Origin of the sequence: Acinetobacter zhairuonensis (assembly GCF_022601715.1) — a bacterium.
Taxonomy (GTDB): Bacteria; Pseudomonadota; Gammaproteobacteria; order Pseudomonadales; family Moraxellaceae; genus Acinetobacter.
Window position 1 is genome coordinate 108,645 of record NZ_JAKVIM010000006.1, and the last position, 17,350, is coordinate 125,994.

14 protein-coding genes and 1 pseudogene are annotated in these 17,350 nt (G+C 42.4%); 12 read left to right on the plus strand and 3 right to left on the minus strand.

Annotated features, from left to right (window positions below; all coding sequences use genetic code 11):
* Window positions 1-41: 41 nt before the first annotated feature.
* From MKI85_RS06590 to MKI85_RS06605, 4 genes are read left to right on the plus strand one after another with little or no spacing between them, the layout of a single operon-like run.
* A complete protein-coding gene (locus MKI85_RS06590; RefSeq protein WP_413350952.1) occupies window positions 42-1,646 on the plus strand; it encodes an ABC transporter ATP-binding protein in 1,605 nt (534 codons plus the stop codon).
* Window positions 1,647-1,667: 21 nt separating this feature from the next.
* Window positions 1,668-2,768, plus strand: a complete 1,101-nt coding sequence (locus MKI85_RS06595) for an ABC transporter permease (protein ID WP_241626158.1) — start codon at window positions 1,668-1,670, stop codon at window positions 2,766-2,768.
* 10 nt (window positions 2,769-2,778) lie between these two features.
* Window positions 2,779-3,699: an ABC transporter permease gene (locus MKI85_RS06600; protein ID WP_241626160.1), complete on the plus strand. Its 921-nt coding sequence runs from the start codon at window positions 2,779-2,781 to the stop codon at window positions 3,697-3,699.
* A 23-nt stretch (window positions 3,700-3,722) separates the two neighbouring features.
* A complete protein-coding gene (locus tag MKI85_RS06605; protein ID WP_348637233.1) occupies window positions 3,723-5,090 on the plus strand; it encodes an amidohydrolase family protein in 1,368 nt (455 codons plus the stop codon).
* A 193-nt stretch (window positions 5,091-5,283) separates the two neighbouring features.
* On the opposite strand, the gene MKI85_RS06610 is transcribed toward MKI85_RS06605, so the two are convergent.
* On the minus strand, window positions 5,284-5,961 hold the full coding sequence (locus tag MKI85_RS06610; RefSeq protein WP_241626163.1) for a type 1 glutamine amidotransferase domain-containing protein: 678 nt from the start codon (window positions 5,959-5,961) through the stop codon (window positions 5,284-5,286).
* A gap of 45 nt (window positions 5,962-6,006) precedes the next feature.
* Entirely contained in the window at window positions 6,007-7,434 is a 1,428-nt protein-coding gene (locus MKI85_RS06615) for a coniferyl aldehyde dehydrogenase (RefSeq protein WP_348637234.1), read from the minus strand.
* Between the two features lie 110 nt (window positions 7,435-7,544).
* Between MKI85_RS06615 and MKI85_RS06620 the strand changes: the two genes are divergently transcribed.
* The 4 genes from MKI85_RS06620 (at window position 7,545) to MKI85_RS06635 (ending at window position 12,673) form a co-directional block, all read left to right on the plus strand.
* Window positions 7,545-8,444: a LysR family transcriptional regulator gene (locus tag MKI85_RS06620; protein ID WP_241626167.1), complete on the plus strand. Its 900-nt coding sequence runs from the start codon at window positions 7,545-7,547 to the stop codon at window positions 8,442-8,444.
* Window positions 8,445-8,508: 64 nt separating this feature from the next.
* On the plus strand, window positions 8,509-9,276 hold the full coding sequence (locus tag MKI85_RS06625) for a LamB/YcsF family protein (RefSeq protein ID WP_241626169.1): 768 nt from the start codon (window positions 8,509-8,511) through the stop codon (window positions 9,274-9,276).
* Window positions 9,277-9,368: 92 nt separating this feature from the next.
* A complete protein-coding gene (locus MKI85_RS06630; protein WP_241626170.1) occupies window positions 9,369-10,955 on the plus strand; it encodes a 5-oxoprolinase subunit B/C family protein in 1,587 nt (528 codons plus the stop codon).
* The gene (locus MKI85_RS06635; protein WP_241626172.1) at window positions 10,952-12,673 is read left to right on the plus strand and encodes an acetyl/propionyl/methylcrotonyl-CoA carboxylase subunit alpha; all 1,722 of its coding nucleotides are present in this window, start codon (window positions 10,952-10,954) and stop codon (window positions 12,671-12,673) included. Before MKI85_RS06630 ends, MKI85_RS06635 begins: the two co-directional genes overlap by 4 nt.
* A 168-nt stretch (window positions 12,674-12,841) precedes the next feature.
* On the opposite strand, the gene MKI85_RS06640 is transcribed toward MKI85_RS06635, so the two are convergent.
* Window positions 12,842-14,113: a saccharopine dehydrogenase family protein gene (locus tag MKI85_RS06640; RefSeq protein WP_241626174.1), complete on the minus strand. Its 1,272-nt coding sequence runs from the start codon at window positions 14,111-14,113 to the stop codon at window positions 12,842-12,844.
* Between the two features lie 100 nt (window positions 14,114-14,213).
* On the opposite strand from MKI85_RS06640, the gene MKI85_RS06645 reads away from it, so the two are divergent.
* The 4 genes and pseudogenes from MKI85_RS06645 to MKI85_RS06660 all read left to right on the plus strand — a co-directional run bounded on the left by MKI85_RS06645 (window position 14,214) and on the right by MKI85_RS06660 (window position 17,116).
* Window positions 14,214-14,642: a MerR family transcriptional regulator gene (locus tag MKI85_RS06645; RefSeq protein ID WP_241626176.1), complete on the plus strand. Its 429-nt coding sequence runs from the start codon at window positions 14,214-14,216 to the stop codon at window positions 14,640-14,642.
* Window positions 14,643-14,914: 272 nt separating this feature from the next.
* A pseudogene (locus tag MKI85_RS06650) lies at window positions 14,915-15,043 on the plus strand (type 1 glutamine amidotransferase domain-containing protein); the annotation flags it as partial.
* Between the two features lie 121 nt (window positions 15,044-15,164).
* A complete protein-coding gene (locus MKI85_RS06655) occupies window positions 15,165-16,502 on the plus strand; it encodes a PepSY-associated TM helix domain-containing protein (protein ID WP_241626178.1) in 1,338 nt (445 codons plus the stop codon).
* 191 nt (window positions 16,503-16,693) lie between these two features.
* Window positions 16,694-17,116 (plus strand): DUF2946 domain-containing protein, encoded by a 423-nt coding sequence (locus MKI85_RS06660; RefSeq protein WP_348637232.1) that lies wholly within the window; start codon window positions 16,694-16,696, stop codon window positions 17,114-17,116.
* Window positions 17,117-17,350 lie beyond the last annotated feature (234 nt).

Below are 17,350 nucleotides of genomic sequence, written 5' to 3' on the forward strand. Positions count from 1 at the left end.
CTGATTCATGTACTGAGCCAAATATGAGTGGAGGGCAATAGATGAATAGCCTGCCGAATATGTCAAACGATATACAAAAAACATCAGCGCAGGAACAGAAAAGCTTGCGACTTGAATTAGTCAATATCAACAAAAGCTACAATTCACTAAAAGCCAATGATGCCATTCATTTAAAAGTACAGGCAGGGCAGATTCACGCCATCTTGGGGGAAAATGGTGCTGGAAAAAGTACTTTAATGAAAATTATCTATGGCGCAACCAAAGCTGATTCTGGACAAATTGTCTGGAATGGTAAGGAAGTACTGATCGATAGTCCATCCGCAGCAAGAAAGCTTGGAATTGGAATGGTTTACCAACATTTTTCTTTGTTTGAAACCATGACTGTCGCTGAAAATATTCTACTGGGTCTTGACGAAAAAATAGATTTAAAAACCTTAAATGCCAAAATTGTAGAAGTCTCTGAGCAATATGGCTTACCTGTAGACCCACGGCGTGAAGTCTATTCGCTTTCTGTCGGTGAACGCCAGCGAGTCGAAATTATTCGTTGTTTATTACAAAATCCTTCCTTGCTGATTTTAGATGAACCCACCTCGGTCTTAACCCCTCAAGCGGTGAAACAGTTATTTAAAACCTTGCGTTTACTGGCATCACAGGGCGTTTCCATTCTCTATATCAGTCATAAATTGCATGAAATTAAAGAGCTGTGTGACGAAGCAACAATTTTGCGTAATGGCAAAGTCACAGGTCATGTATTACCTGCTGAAAAAAACACCGCTGAATTGGCTAAATTAATGATTGGCCGAGATTTACCAAGTTATGAACATCCCGAATATTTGGGCAGTGCCGAAACTTTGTTTCAAGTGAAACAGTTAAATTATGAAACAGACGATCCTTTTGGAGTTTCACTTTCCGAGATCAATTTATCGCTAAAAGCGGGGGAGATTCTGGGGATTGCGGGAATTTCAGGGAATGGTCAAGCAGAACTCTTGTCCTTACTTTCAGGTGAACAGACTTGTAAGAAAGATCAAATTTTTATTTTAAATCAAGACATCTCGGAATTAACGGCAGGTAAACGTCGCGACCTTGGTCTGGGCTTTGTCCCTGAAGAACGATTAGGTCGCGGTGCTGTGCCTAAAATGCCTTTGACGCAAAATATGCTGCTGACTGCATTTCGACAAGGCTTAAACAAGTTTGGATTTATTCAATTTAAAAAAGTAGTCAGTCTGACACAGCAATGTATTGAAAAATTTAGCGTTAAGGCATCAGGTCCTCAAGCCGAAGCCCGTAGTTTATCTGGTGGCAATTTACAGAAATTTATTGTCGGTCGTGAAATATTACAACAGCCCAAAGTCCTGATTATTGCTCAACCCACATGGGGTGTTGATGTGGGTGCTTCGATGTTTATTCGTCAAACCCTGATTGATTTATCTCGCCAAGGCGTCGCTATTTTGGTGATTTCAGAAGAACTCGAAGAGTTATTTGAAATTAGCGATCAAATTTGTGTCTTGGCTGCTGGAAAATTATCAGCACCCGTTGCAACACAACAAACCAATGCAGAACAGATTGGATTACTGATGTCTGGCATTCAAGTGCTACCAACTTCAGCATATGCAACACCTACTGCAAACCATGTACAAGCTCAGTAAACACGCGAATAAGGTAGAAATATGTATTTATTAGAACCTAGAGAAAAACCTTCTCAATTAATGAAATGGTTATCGCCCATTCTCGCGCTAGTGGCAATGCTTGTGGTCGGGAGTTTGTTGTTTTTAATATTGGGGGTGAATCCAGCCAAAGCGTTATATATCTTCTTTATTGAGCCATTAACCTCACTCTATAACTTAAGTGAATTGCTGATTAAAGCTAGTCCATTGATTCTGATTGCCTTGGGTCTAGCTGTCGGCTTTCGCGCACAGTTATTTAACATTGGTGCAGAAGGTCAGTTGACCATGGGTGCAATTGTAGGCGGTGGTATTGCCATTTTATTCCATAACCAAATGGGCTGGTGGATTCTACCGCTGATGGTCGTGATGGGGGCAATTGGAGGCGCAATCTGGGGGCTGATTCCAGCCTTGTTGAAAACGCATTTTAATGCTCAAGAAACCTTGACCACGTTAATGATGAACTACGTTGCCTTTTTCTTACTGATGTATTTGGTGAATGGTCCATGGCGCGATCCCGATGGTATGAACTTTCCGCAATCGGTGATGTTTAGCGAAAGTGCGACATTACCTTTGATTATTGAAGGGACTCGAGTCAATGCGTCTATTTTTATTACCTTGGTCGCAGTGGGTCTATTCTGGATTTTCATTCGTAAAACCATGTCGGCTTATACGCTGGAAGTGAGTGGACAAGCACCTCAAGCCGCTCAATATGCAGGCTTTTCTGCCCGTAAAGCCATTTGGCTAAGCTTAGGCATATCTGGGATGATGGCGGGTATCGCAGGTATTTGTGAAGTCGCAGGACCCATTGGTCAATTAAATCCGAATATCTCGCCTGGTTACGGTTATGCAGCAATTATTGTGGCGTATTTAGGTCGCTTAAATCCCATTGGTATTGTTCTTTCAGGATTTCTAATGGCTCTCATCTACTTGGGTGGTGAACTTGCTCAGATGGAATTACAACTTCCTGTAGCCATTACAGGCGTATTTCAGGGGTTGCTTTTGTTCTTTTTATTGGCATCCGATGCGCTAATTGAAAACCGTTACCGCTTTTCTAAAAAGAAAAACAAAACAACAACTGTAACGACTCAAGCGGCTTCATCATAAGGAAAATCATATGAGTATTGAATTAACTGCAATTCTGGCTGGCACTGTCGCTGCAGCAACCCCGATTATTTTTGCAGGTTTAGGTGAACTGGTTGCCGAACGTACAGGTGTGATAAATCTGGGGGTTGAAGGCATGATGCTGGTTGGGGCAATTGCGGGTTTTGCCTTTGCGAGCCAGTACGATGCCAGCGTAGCAAGTGCACTCATGGTTGGTGGCTTGGCGGGTGCATTGATGGCACTGATTTTTGCCTTTTTCACTTTATCCATGAGCACCAATCAGTCTGCTTGTGGTCTTGCACTGACCATCTTTGGTATAGGGATTTCTGCATTTATTGGACAAAGTTATGTCAGTACGACTTTACCCGGTCTTACAAACTTAAATATTCCTGTGCTTGCTGAAATTCCTGTGCTGGGTCCTGTGTTGTTTCAGCAGAATTATGTGGTTTATCTTTCCATCGTTGCGTTTATTGCGGTCTGGTGGGTGTTAAGCAAAACCCGTTTGGGGCTGTTACTCAAAGCAGTCGGGGAGTCACCAGAAAGCGCGCATGCTATGGGCTATAACGTGCTGGCAATTCGTTATGGTGCTGTCTTATTCGGCGGCATGATGGCAGGCATTGGTGGTGCTTTTCTATCAACGGTTTACACCCCCATGTGGATTGAAAATATGGTGGCAGGTCGTGGCTGGATTGCAATTGCCTTAGTGGTTTTTGCCGCATGGAAACCAACGCGCTTAATGCTTGGTGCTTATCTATTCGGTGGCGTGACCATTTTACAATTCCATGCTCAGGCTTTAGGCATCGAAATTCCAAATGAGTTTTTATCCGCTTTACCGTATCTTGCGACCATTGTCGTTTTGGTGCTTATTTCACGTGATAAGAAATTATTAAAACTGAATTTACCTGCTTCATTGGGTAAAACATTCAGCCCTTAACGCCCCAATAACGGAATTACATGATGAAAATTATCGCCGCAGATTATGTGTTGACCATGAATTCAGCCTTGGAGTGTATCAAGAACGGTGCCATTTTAATTGATGGCGCGCAGATCCAGCAGGTGGGGACTTTAGAGGAAATACGGCAGCTCTATCCAAATGTGGAAATCAGCCAATATCCGAAAAGTTTACTGATGCCTGGTCTGATCAATACGCATTGTCATTCAGGCTTGTTAAGAGGAACGGCAGAAGGATTACCCGTTTGGGATTGGCTACAACAGTTTATTGATCCGATGCACCGTGTACTCACTGCCCATGACGCAAAAATAGCCTCTTATTTGTGTTATGCAGAAGCTCTTCTTTCAGGTACAACGACAATTGTGGACATGTGGCGCTATATGGATGGCAGTGCAGAAGCTGCACAACAGTTGGGGATACGTGCAGTCTTGGTGCCTTATGTCGCTGAACATCCCGACCATAACTATTTCGAAACGCTGAATAGTAATGAAAAACTGCTGCAAAAATGGCATCAAGCAGCACACGGACGTATTCAAGTCTGGGTTGGTCTAGAGCATTTGTTTTATGCGGAAGAAAAAGCGCTCGCGCGTATTCAAAAACTCTGTAATGACTATCAGACTGGGTTTCACACGCATAGTAATGAAAGTCAGTTTGATGTAGAGGAAAATATTCATCGTTATGGCATGCGACCGATTCAGACCATGGAACAATTGGGCATGTTCGATGTTCCCAAAGCCTTGTTAGCCCATTGCGTTTGGACCAATGCCGCTGAAATTGAGATTTTAAGGCATTACAATGTTGGCGTAGCCCACAACCCCATTTCTAATATGAAACTGGCTTCAGGTGCAGCACCAATTACGCAAATGCTGCAACAGGGTATTGCGGTTGGTTTGGGAACAGATGGGGAAAAGGAAAACAACAATCTGGATATGTTTGAAGAAATGAAAACAGCCTCTTTATTGGCGAAGTTTTCTGGACTGGATGCCGCAGCACTCGATTCTTGGTCGGTCTGTCAAATGGCAACTCAATTGGGTGCAAAAGCACTCGGCATGCAACATCAGATTGGCTCGATAGAAGCAGGGAAATTGGCGGATATTATCGCAGTCGATATTGCGACCCCTCGAATGACACCCTTAATTGATCATGGTCGTTTATTTAACTTGCACACCAATATAGTCCATGCAGTGCAAGGACAAGATGTGCATATGACCATGGTGAATGGGCAAACCGTTGTCGAGAATCGAAAACTGGTGAATGCTGATCTGCAAGCCTTAATAGATCAGGTCAATCAAGCTGCACCGCAATTATTTAAACGTCGTGATGAATGGATGTCACAACACGGTGGTGTGATCATTAATGAATTACAAAGATAATATTGTTCAATTTCAAACGGTTTAATTTTAAGCCCATCATATTGAAGTGAGGGGCATTCATTTGTCGACTTGAACTGATTGCGTGAAGTTATGCCTAAAGTATTTAAGCGAATGATGCATCTATTCTTTCAACTAGCTAAAGCCTCTCAAATTGAGAGGCTTAATCAAAGCTTATGTTTGTTGATTTAGCATGTTAAGAAAGGAGTTTTAATAGCGCTTCCGCAACAGGCGCTGAACTGGCAGGGTTCTGACCTGTAATCAATTTGCCATCTGTGACGACATTTGGCAGCCAGTTCTGAGCTTTATGGTAATTTGCCCCAAGACGAATGAACTCATCTTCAATTAAGAAAGGCACAATATCCGTGAGCTGAACATCGGCTTCTTCACCATTGGTAAAGCCAGTCACATTACGCCCTTTAACCAAAGGTTCGCCATTTGCAGCTTTCACATGACGTAAAACCCCTGGAGCATGACATACAAAGCCTGTCGGCTTGTTCGCTGCAGTAAAGGCTTCAATCAACTGAATAGAGTCTGTCGAATTAGTCAAGTCCCACAATGGACCATGACCACCCGGATAGAACACCGCATCAAAATCTTCTGCTTTCACCGTGTCTAATTTCACCGTGTTTGCTAGTTCCTTTTGTGCTTCAGGGTCTTGGTTAAATCTATGCGTTAATTCAGTTTGAAAATCATCGAGCGCACTTTTGGGATCGAGTGGAGGTTGTCCACCCAGTGGTGATGCCAAAACTATCTCTGCACCAGCATCCTTAAAAGTATAATAAGGAGCGGCAAACTCTTCTAACCAGAAGCCAGTTTTGTGTCCTGTATTACCCAGTTCACTATGTGACGTTAATACCATTAAAATCTTCATCAGTAACTCCTTTGTCCCGTGCAACGGGTTGTATCATTTAATATTTTAATTGTTAAAAAGCGCAGTTAGTGTTGCTTGCTTTTGTTCATATGGCGCGCGTAAACGAAGGTTGGAAGCACCATCCATACTTTGTACCACAACGGCTTTCGCATGGGTAAAACGTCTAAACCCATGAACACCGTGATATGCGCCTATACCTGAAGCGCCAACACCGCCAAAGGGTAATGTATCAATGGAAGCATGGGTCATAACATCATTGATTACGAGTGCACCAGAGGTCGTATGAATTGCAAAATGCTGCTGTTGTGCTTGATCCTGACCAAAATAATAAGCTGCCAGCGGTCGTGGATGAGCATTGATATAGTTAATTGTCTCCTCGAATAGTTGATAGGTTTTGACAGGTAGCAGGGGACCAAAGATTTCTTCCTGCATAATCAGCATTTCATCCGTCACATTCAGTATAAGATGAGGGGCAATTTTCCGCGTAACAGCATCAATATCAGGCTCACCTTCAGGTGCTAAACTAATGATCTTCGCACCTTTACTTTGCGCATCAGACAGCAATGCAACAAGTCGTTCAAAGTGTCTTGGGCTAACAATAGAAGTATAGTCATTATTATGTTGCACACTCGGAAAACTTTCGCTGATGAATTGTTGTGCAGCAGCAACAAAGGCTTTCTCTTGAGCATCTGATAAGAACAGATAATCGGGTGAAACACAGATTTGTCCTGCATTAAAGGTTTTCACCGTCATAATGCGTTGCGCAGCTTGTTGAACATCGGCACTTTCTGCAATAACCACAGGAGATTTCCCTCCCAATTCTAATGTAACAGGTACTAAGTTTTCTGCTGCGGTGCGCATAATATGTTTACCCACAGCGCTGCTTCCTGTGAACACCAAATGATCGAATGGTAAAGCACTAAATGCTTGACCAACTTCAGCATCACCTAAAACCACGACAAGCTCATGAGGTTTAAAATAGCGAGCCACCAATTCTGCGAGCAATTCAGAAGTATGCGGTGTCAACTCTGAGGGTTTCAGCATCGCGGTATTCCCCGCAGCAAATATGCCAGCCAGCGGACCAAAGGCAAGATTAAGTGGAAAATTCCATGGGCTAATAATGCCGACTACACCTAAAGGTTGCTGTTGAATCCAAGTTTGCATACCTTCTGCAGGAGCAGCTACAACTTCAGGTTGCATCCATTGCTCAACATGTTCTGCCGCAAATTTTAAAGCCCCGATACTACTGAGTACATCTGCAAGCAGGGTTTGATACGCACTTCGATGACCAAAATCTTGATTAATTGCAGCGGACAGGGCTAGATGATTCTCACTGAGCAATTGAACCGCGCGAAGTAACCGATCGCGTCGCAATGCCGCACTGGCTGGTCCATGTTTTAAATGGGCACGCTTTAAGCTATTAAGTATGGTCGATAAATCTTCAGAGGTTTGTTGCTTCATCATTATTAAAATATCCTTGGTATTTCAGTAAGATCTGATGTTGAGATCAGGATACGTGTTCTTGTTGAGTGAGTGATAATCATGCTATTTTGGTAGGGGCATAAATAAATTTATGGCTACTCATGTCATTAGTCCGATTAAGAACTTTTATTGAAGTTTATCGTCAGCGTTCAATTAGCAGCGCAGCGCGTAGATTAAACCTAACGCAACCTGCAGTTTCGCAGCATATTGCTGGGCTTGAAGTTGCAATTGGCCGTCCACTATTTGAGCGGCAAGTAAGTGGTGTATTGCCGACGTCTGCTGCGGATGAACTCGCTGCTGATATAGGCGATAAATTAGATGCGGTAGAGGCAGCATTGGCTTCTGCTCGAGCACGTTCACGTGATGTTGCTGGCGCATTGCAATTGATTGGTCATGCCGATTTTATGGCAGAAAAACTGGCGCCTGAGTTAGCCCCTTTATTAGAAGCGGGAATTAGAGTCCGTATGCATACGGGCGATGGTCCAATGGTGACTCAGATGTTACTGGAAGGTCATTGTGATTTGGGAATATCTGCGCATCCAGTCACTGATGCTCGTCTAAAAAGTGAGACGATTTTAACCGACAAGGTAATTGCAGTTGCAGCCCCTAGCGTTGTTGAACGTTTACTCCAAGCAGAAAATTTTCCACAGGCTTTATTACTAGAACCATTACTGGCATATAATCTCGAGTTGTCACTGGTAGAACCTTGGCTGCAACATAATCGAATTGAAATACCTGAATTGACTCTCGCAATGGTCGGACAAGATCTACGTGCTCATCGAAGTTTATTGGTACAGGGAATTGGTTGGTCAGTGATGCCTCAATTCCTGTGTCAGCAGCAATTGGAAAATAACGAATTAAAGATCATTCCTCCACCACGTACACATACTGAAATTAATTATTATTTGATTTGGCTACCGAGTGCACTACGTCAACCTCGGGTTGCACATGCTCGTCAAACGTTGTTGTGGCGATTACAGAATACAGATAAGCCGAAATAAAGAGTTATTTTCAGTTCGGTTCAACTTGAATTCAAAAGATAATGTAGGAATAAAGGAATTTGCTATGTATGTAGACTTAAATAGTGATTTGGGAGAGAGTTATGGCTCGTGGAAGATGGGTAATGATGATCAAATCTTACCGCTTGTCACAAGCGCCAATATTGCTTGTGGATTTCATGCAGGCGACCCGCTTGGAATTTTGAAAACAGTGCGTAAAGCTGTTGAATTGGGGGTAACAATTGGTGCGCATGTTTCTTATCCTGACTTAGTCGGCTTTGGTCGCCGTAATATGCAACTTTCACGAGACGAACTGATTGCTGATGTGCTTTACCAAATTTCGGCGTTGGATGGTCTGGCAAAAGTCGCAGGTTCTAAAGTGCAATATGTAAAACCCCATGGAGCGCTCTATAACACCATCGCCCATGATCAAGTACAGGCTGCCGCAGTCATTGATGCCATTAAAATCTACAACTCTGAATTGGTTTTAGTGGCTCTGGCGAGTTCTAATTTGGTAGATCAAGCGCGTAAAGCAGGCTTAAACGTAGTGTCTGAAGCCTTTGCTGACCGTGCTTATAACAGTGATGGTTCCTTAGTATCACGTCGTTTAGAAGGTGCTGTGTTACATGATGCGGCATTGGTTGCTCGCCGTGTGGTCTCGATGTTGCAAAAAGGTGGTGTAGAGTCTATCGATGGCAAATTTACTCCAATTCAAGCTGACACGATTTGTTTACATGGCGACACTGCTGAAGCGTTAGACATGGCAAAGGCGATTAAAACTGAATTGCAACAGCATGACATCCAAGTTGGCTCATTTATACAAAAAAAATTGTAGAACATTCAATCAAATAAGGTTTAAGTTCATAACAGACCTTTAGGCTTAGATGGGTGAGTTGAGACTCAAGTAGAATTTGCAAGGATACACAAATGCGTTTTTTATCCGTAAACACGGATTGTTTCTTAATCGAGCTTGATAGCCTCGAAGAAACTTTGGCGTTGTACAATCAATTGCACAGCATGAAATTCAAAGGCATTAAAGACTTAATTCCTGCTGCCAAAACCATTTTAGTATTTTTTAATGAGCTAGAAACCAATTTCACAACGCTCATGGCTTGCATTCAGTCGCTAAAAGCCAATTCTAGCTACGAGCTGCATACCCAAGAAGTCATTATCCCAATTCGATATACAGGCGAAGACCTTACACAGGTCGCAGAGTTACAGGGACTTTCTGTTGCTGAGCTCATCCAAAAACATCAGCAAAGTGTCTGGAATGTTGCCTTTATTGGGTTTGCACCGGGCTTTGCCTATTTGACCAGCCCTGATAGACCATTTACTGATATTCCACGCTTATCGGTTCCGCGTAAAAAAATACCATCAGGTTCTTTGGGCTTAGCTGGACAATATTCAGGGATTTACCCAAAAGATAGTCCAGGGGGCTGGCAACTGATTGGAACAACCAACGAAAAAATGTGGGATTTGCAGCGTCAAAATCCTGCGCTGCTGTTGCCAGGTATGACAGTACATTTCGAGGATGTCACGCATCAGCCAATAACAGTCAGTGTTCCTGGGAAAATTCTGCCGACCATCAATCCCCAATCTATTGATGCATTATTTACCGTGACCGCACCCAGTTTACAAATGCTGATACAGGATGAAGGACGACTCAACCAAAGCAAGATTGGTGTCGGAGGTGCTGGTGCAATGGATTTATCCGCCATGCATAGTGCTAACCGAATTGTGGGAAATCCAACGCAGACTGCTGTTGTTGAAGTTTTAAATGGTGGCTTAAAAGCCAAAGTGCATCGCTCAACAGTGATTGCAGTTACGGGAGCAATCTCAACCATCCATATCACATTTTCGGATGGACAAACTGCAAATTTTCAAAGTTATCAAGCCATCGCACTGGATGAAGGGGATGAATTTTTCATTCAAACACCGACCTCTGGATTACGTAACTATCTAGCCGTGCGCGGTGGGCTAGCGGTCGAACCGATCCTGCAAAGTGCCTCTTTTGACAGTCTGGCGGTATTGGGACCAGAGCCATTAAAAGTAGGCGATACCCTTTATCAAGGTCAGGTCAAAACAACATACATTAGCGTAACCGAGATTGCCAAGTTGAATTTGCCTAAAGTTGGGGATTTAGTTGAACTTGATATTGTGATGGGACCACGTACAGATTGGTTTGATGCAGACAGTATTGAACGTTTATGCCAGCAAACATGGCTGGTTAGCAATGAGAGTAATCGGGTCGGGCTACGACTTTTGGGAGAACAACCCTTGGTGCGTAAAATTAACCGTGAACTCGAAAGTGAAGGAACCTGTATAGGTGCCTTACAAATTCCGCCCAACGGTCAACCCGTTCTGTTTATGAATGATCATCCGCTTACTGGGGGATATCCCGTCATTGCCAGTGTCGCGAAACACCATTGGGACTTGGTGGCGCAGATTCCAGCAGGTTGCCAACTCAAATTTAGAAAAATTGCTGAATTTACAGATTTAGAGAACAAAGCATGAAGACTGAAAAATTATTGATTGCCAATCGCGGGGAAATTGCCGTTCGTATAATTCATGCTTGCCGTGATCTGGGTATTCCATCGGTTGCAGTTTATGCAGATGACGACATCGGCAGTATGCATGTAGAACTTGCTGATGAGGCATGGGGCTTAGAAGGGGCTAGTGCCAGTGAAACTTATTTAAACATTGCCAAAATTCTAGAAATTACCAAAAAGTCCGAAGCGACCATGGTTCATCCTGGCTATGGATTTTTATCTGAACGTGCTGAATTTGCACAAGCCGTGATTGATGCAGGTTTAAAATGGATCGGACCATCACCCAGTGCCATTAAAAAATTAGGCGATAAAATTGAAGCACGTAAAATTGCCGCTTCAGTCGGTGCTCCATTGGTACAAGGCACACAAGAACCTTTGAACAATGCGGATGAAGCCCTCGCATTTGCCAAAGAGTTCGGTTTACCGATTGCCATTAAAGCAGCATTTGGTGGCGGTGGGCGCGGATTAAAAGTTGCATGGAAACTTGAAGAAGTAAAAGAGCTTTATGATTCCGCAGTTCGTGAGGCAAAGGCTGCATTTGGGCGCGGTGAATGTTTTGTTGAACAGTATTTAGATCAACCCCGTCATGTTGAAGCACAGGTGATTGCCGATCAGCATGGCAATATTGTGGTGCTGGGCACGCGAGATTGCTCTCTGCAACGCCGTAACCAAAAACTGGTGGAAGAAGCACCTGCGCCGTTTATCAGTACTGAAATTTATCAGCAAATTCTTAATTCAGCAAAAAATATCTGTCAGGCAGCAAACTATATCGGAGCAGGGACGGTTGAATATTTACTGAGCCGAGATGGAAAGTTTTCCTTTTTGGAAGTCAATACACGCTTGCAAGTCGAGCATCCTGTGACCGAAGAAACAGCTAAAGTCGATTTGGTGGTTGAGCAAATTCGCGTAGCGCAAGGGCATCCACTCTCGATTACAGAAACACCAAAAGCGCAAGGGCATGCCATTGAGTTCCGTATTAATGCAGAAGACCCAGCGCGCGGTTTTATCCCCGCATTTGGTACGCTCAACTTATTTGATGCACCTTCTGGGCATGGGGTACGTGTAGATACTGGAGTCCGCACAGGATCCTTGGTTTCCAGCCATTTTGATTCACTCATGGCAAAACTGATTGTGACGGGTCCTACACGTGAGGTTGCAATTGCGCGTGCCAAACGCGCACTCAAGCAATTCAAAATAGAAGGCATCGCTTCTGTTTTAGATTTTCATCGTGCGGTATTAAACGAACCAGACTTCACGGATAATTTTAAGGTGCATACCCGCTGGATTGAAAATGACTTTAAACATGAGTTAAAGCCATTGAAACGCAGTATCCCCAATCATCAACAGCCGATGCTACTGAGCTATATTGAAATTGATGGCAAATTACATCGTTTAGGTCTGCCTGCAAACATGTTTGCACAAAATCCAATAAACATGACTCAAGCGATGGCAACTCCTGAACAAAGCCTACAACCTGAACATTTGCTTGCACCGATTAATGGGGTAATTAGTGCATGGAAGGTCAAAAGTGGTGAACAAGTCGAGCAAGGACAAGTGGTTGCCATTATGGAAGCCATGAAAATGGAAGTTCCTGTGCAAGCGCATCAAACTGGAGTATTAGAAATCTTGATACAACAGGGCATAAGTTGCCATGCGGAAGATATCATTGCCTCAATTCAGTAATTCTAGAGATTAAAGATCATACTCATTTCTAATGACCTGATTCTATTTTGGAGAATCAGGTCTTACCAATTTACCCGATTTTTTCAGCGCTAGAGTGTGTAGTGCGATCATCTCATATAAGACATCGTCGAGCGAATTCGGCTTTAGTACTTCCGATTATCAGCAATTTTAAGATACTGAAATCAATTGAAAATCAATGCCCGCATAGTGCTCTAAACGCTCAATAAAGCGTTGGTCAAACATGGTCGCAGGCGTCCAAAATCCGCCACTGCGCCCAGTTTTCTGCCCATTGCTATGGTGATCAAGCACCAAACTCAGTGCAGCCTGACCGAGCATTTTTCCTGTCGAGCCATAGCCAGGATCACGATCTCCAGTCACTTTAATTTGTATGACTTTTCCATCGTCCGATTTGCCCATAAAGCGGATATCAAAAAATCCTGAAAGTTGCTGTTCTGGTGTCGGACCTTCACCTGGCTTTGGAAGCATATAGCGCTCCATGACTTTGCTGATTGGTTTGCTCACTGCACCCAGCATGAAAGCACCTAATCCCGCCACCAAAGAATACGCTTTGGCACGACCACTGAAACCCTGACCCATCAACATCGCTTCATTGTAAGAAAACTGATCTCCATAGGAATGATTGGCAAGCGCATTAGAGCGATGTACAACCCGTTCATTAATTGCAGACATCACAAATGGTGCAATCCAAGCGTTAAAATCTGTATCAAACTCAGCAGTCTTTACATAATGTTGTTTCTTTTGGAAACCATGATTTTCAGGAGCAAGCAAATATGGATTGACTAATTGTTTACGCAGTACAGGATCGGCTGCTGCTTCCTGAATAATATTGATCATGCTGGCAATGGTACCGCCCGAAGCACCACCTTTTAGTGCCTTAACGCGCATTTTGACTTGCGTCGCAGGTGCATGCCAGTGTTTTTGAGCCTGTTGTTGTAAGAAATAGACCCCCATATCGGATGGCACAGAATCAAAACCACAGCAATTCACAATGCGCGCACCTGTTTGCTCAGCTTGGCTCTGGTAGCGATCCAGCATTTTTTTGATCCACTGTGTTTCACCCGTCAGATCACAATAGTCTGTTCCCGTTTCAACACAGGCTTTAACCATGGCTTCACCATACAATGCATAAGGACCTACGGTAGACACCACCACACGCGTTTGTTCACACAGTGCTTTAATGGCATGGGCATCATTTACATCGGCAATAATGGTGGTTAAATCTTTGGCTGCATTCCCCAATGTTTGTTTTAAAGCATCCAGTTTACTTTGCGAACGACCTGCAATTGCCCAATGAATTTGTTCACCTGACGGACCTTGCTCAGCAAAATACTGCGTCAGATAAGTTGTTAAAATTTGTCCCACAAAGCTGGTGGCACCAAATACAACCAAATCAAACTGTGCTGTTTCTGTGGCGGTCATTGATATTCTCCTGATGAGTCTTGTTTATACGTATGGAGCCTGCAATTTAGATGAACACTATAAGATTAAAGTAAACTTTAAGGTCAAGAGAGTTGTGCAAATGAATATTAGTGAATTGTCAAAGCTAAGCGGTCTGAATACACCGACTATTCGGTATTACGAGCAAATCAAGTTGTTGCCTAAAGCCAAACGACTTGCCAATGGTTATCGTAAATATTCTGAAGATGATTTACAGCAACTCCACTTAATTAAACAGGCACAACAAGTGGGCTTTTCTTTGGAAGAAATTAAATCTTTAATTCCTGCCAATATTTCAAACTGGAATCATGAAAAACTAATTGAAACGTTGAATGACAAAGTCAAAGAAATTACCAAAATGCAAAAAATGCTGGCTAGTAATAAAAAGAACTTACTACAGCTCATTGAGTCTATTCAAAATAAACCGAATGACATGAGCTGTGAAGATAATGCCAAACGTTTAATGAATATTTATTACACGGAATCTAACGAAATAACTGAGAAGTCTTAGACGTTTATCTTCTGAATTATTAAATAATTTATATCTAACTTGTAAGTAGGGATAACCCTATAAGACACGCTTGACCTTAAACCTAAAGTATACTTTAACCTTATATTTCTTTATGAACATTTTGTGGTAGATATTCATGCTGACGTTACAGCCTATAAACATTCGCTTTCAACGTGATAGGGCAGCGGTCCCTTCGATATTGGCTATCTTACTTTCCATTTCGGTATGTCGTTATGCTGATCAGACCAACATTAATAACAAACCAAGATTTTTTAATTGTCATGAATAATCACACGAAATATCCATTTCCAGAAGAGACAACTTAAGTTTGGCTAACAGAGTTAACTCATTTTTACGATGTAGCACATGCGACTGGTTATGACATCGATTTCATCAGTCCAAATACCCTTAAGATTTCCAACAGTTTCCTTCCTGATATTTTCATACGTATAATGCCTCGCACATTTACTCCGCAGATATCTGTAGGGTAAAGATAAATCGATGAACAGCAATGGGGGCAGAATGCTGAAATCCTTGTTACGTCTAAGTCATAGTCAACTTGGGCTTTTGATTGCACCCTTTATTTTTATTGCTGCTTTGACGGGATTACTGTATGCCTTAACACCGCAAATCGAACAAAGTATTTATCATCAGCAACTTTTTGCCGAACATGAAGTTGGAGCATTGGCTCAACCTTTGAGTTTACAAGTCAAAGCTGCTCAAGAAGTTTTGCCTAAAGACGCCCAGATCATTGCAATACGTACAGCTCCGACAGAGAACAGTACCACCAGAATACTGTATCAAGGCTCCCAAGATTCCATTACATCGATGGCTATTTTTGTGAATCCTTATACGCTTAAGGTACAAGGTCAGCTTGCTGCGTATGGCACCAGTGGTGTGCTGCCTGTCCGCACCTTTTTAGATCAAGTTCATCGAAATCTATTGCTCGGAGAGTGGGGACGTCTTTACAGTGAACTTGCCGCAAGTTGGCTCGGGATATTTACACTCACAGGACTGCTACAATGGTGGCTTAAACGTAAACAGATTAAGACATCTGCACATCAGCGTAATCGTTTCATTAAATGGCATTATCTGACCGCGTTGCTGATTTTACCGATGCTTTTATTCTTATCCATTACGGGTTTAACTTGGTCAAAATGGTCAGGTGCAAATATTGCCGAAATTCGACATTGGTTAAATAGCGATACGCCAACGTTGAATAGACAAATTCAAATGACATCACATTCACAGCATGTCGACCCACATGCAGAACATCATGGCAAGATGAATATGTCTTCTGATATGAAGGTATTGGACTTTGATTATTTTGATCAGATGGTCACAATTGCCAGAGCCAATGGACTGATGGCAACCGCCTTGCAGATCAAACCAAGTTATCAGCACAATCAGGCATGGACGGTAGAGGAAATAAATCATCGTCATCCGATACAAATTGATGCTTTAGCGGTTGATATCGCGCAACAAAAAGTGATTGATCAAGTGCATTTTAAAGATTTCCCTTTGTCAGCTAAATTGACGCGTTGGGGTGTCGATATGCACATTGGAGTATTGTTTGGTTGGTGGAATCAACTTATTTTGGTGCTGAGTGCACTGGGGATATTAATGATTACCGCTTTTGCTTATCGTGCATGGTGGAGCTATAGCCGTCCTGCAGAGTCCATTCAGCAATTGAATAAGAGTTTGAGTCAGCTTTGGCAGCAAGGTAATCTTCTACCTTTAAGCATTCTTATTATGAGTTTAGTTTTACTCTATTTTTTAGTGCCTGTATGGGTCGTAAGTATAGTGGTATTACATATCATCTTCGCGGTTGGACAACTCTTTAAACAGATCAAACATTAAGCAATAGAGTCACTTTTGCAATTTTTAGCTGATGAGCATTATTTCGAAATTGATTTTTTGTAGCTGTAAAACATGTATAGATTGAGTTTTAGTCGTTTATGACAAATAAATTGATCTAAAACCTTACATTGCTTTGATCATTATATCTATGCTAATTTCGCTGAGCTCAAGCTGAATGGACGAGTAGTGGATTGAGAACGGCTTTGGTTCTCGCATTAGTGGCGATGTTTTTACAAGTTGCTGTATTTTTACAGCCCTTATTACCTGAGCAATTTCAAATTTCTCGGGTTTGCGTCACGATTGCTGAATTATCCGCTACGTCCAAATCAACGCTGCATAGCATGCACAAAATGCAAACTCATGATTTGCATCAATCAGATGTTCAGCAGCTTCAGATCTCAAGTTCCCAGCATGATCATACACTTGATCATCAATGTATGTTCTGTACTGTTTATGGACATTTAATTGCAAACTTAAATCTTGAGATCCAAGAAGTATTTGAACGATTACAAATCCGATTACTGACTTTTCAGAAAGCATTTAAGCATGTCTTCTTTGTATTACAACGCTTATTTTTAAGTCCTCAAGGACGAGCCCCGCCTGTATTCGCCTAAAACTCCAGTAGCAAATCATCATGCGCGTTAAACACTCAACAGCTTTGAATGATTTGTTCAACGTTTTGTTGTTCATACTTCGTAGTTTTACGTAGATCCCCTTGTATTCATTTCTGATATTTCAAAATTGCTAGAAAGCATGCTGAAGAAAAAAATGGGGATCGCAGTAAATGATCGAGATATTTAGGCTTGCATAAGCGCTGAGCAAAATATCAGGAGGGAGGTTTTGGTAAT

What these genes read in the sequence shown, in the direction of transcription:
- MKI85_RS06590 (WP_413350952.1), top strand. Translation starts at nt 42, where the DNA reads ATGAATAGCCTGCCGAATATGTCAAACGATATACAAAAAACATCAGCG.
- MKI85_RS06595 (WP_241626158.1), top strand. Translation starts at nt 1,668, where the DNA reads ATGTATTTATTAGAACCTAGAGAAAAACCTTCTCAATTAATGAAATGG.
- MKI85_RS06600 (WP_241626160.1), top strand. Translation starts at nt 2,779, where the DNA reads ATGAGTATTGAATTAACTGCAATTCTGGCTGGCACTGTCGCTGCAGCA.
- MKI85_RS06605 (WP_348637233.1), top strand. Translation starts at nt 3,723, where the DNA reads ATGAAAATTATCGCCGCAGATTATGTGTTGACCATGAATTCAGCCTTG.
- MKI85_RS06610 (WP_241626163.1), bottom strand. Translation starts at nt 5,961, where the DNA reads ATGAAGATTTTAATGGTATTAACGTCACATAGTGAACTGGGTAATACA.
- MKI85_RS06620 (WP_241626167.1), top strand. Translation starts at nt 7,545, where the DNA reads ATGTCATTAGTCCGATTAAGAACTTTTATTGAAGTTTATCGTCAGCGT.
- MKI85_RS06625 (WP_241626169.1), top strand. Translation starts at nt 8,509, where the DNA reads ATGTATGTAGACTTAAATAGTGATTTGGGAGAGAGTTATGGCTCGTGG.
- MKI85_RS06630 (WP_241626170.1), top strand. Translation starts at nt 9,369, where the DNA reads ATGCGTTTTTTATCCGTAAACACGGATTGTTTCTTAATCGAGCTTGAT.
- MKI85_RS06635 (WP_241626172.1), top strand. Translation starts at nt 10,952, where the DNA reads ATGAAGACTGAAAAATTATTGATTGCCAATCGCGGGGAAATTGCCGTT.
- MKI85_RS06640 (WP_241626174.1), bottom strand. Translation starts at nt 14,113, where the DNA reads ATGACCGCCACAGAAACAGCACAGTTTGATTTGGTTGTATTTGGTGCC.
- MKI85_RS06645 (WP_241626176.1), top strand. Translation starts at nt 14,214, where the DNA reads ATGAATATTAGTGAATTGTCAAAGCTAAGCGGTCTGAATACACCGACT.
- MKI85_RS06655 (WP_241626178.1), top strand. Translation starts at nt 15,165, where the DNA reads ATGCTGAAATCCTTGTTACGTCTAAGTCATAGTCAACTTGGGCTTTTG.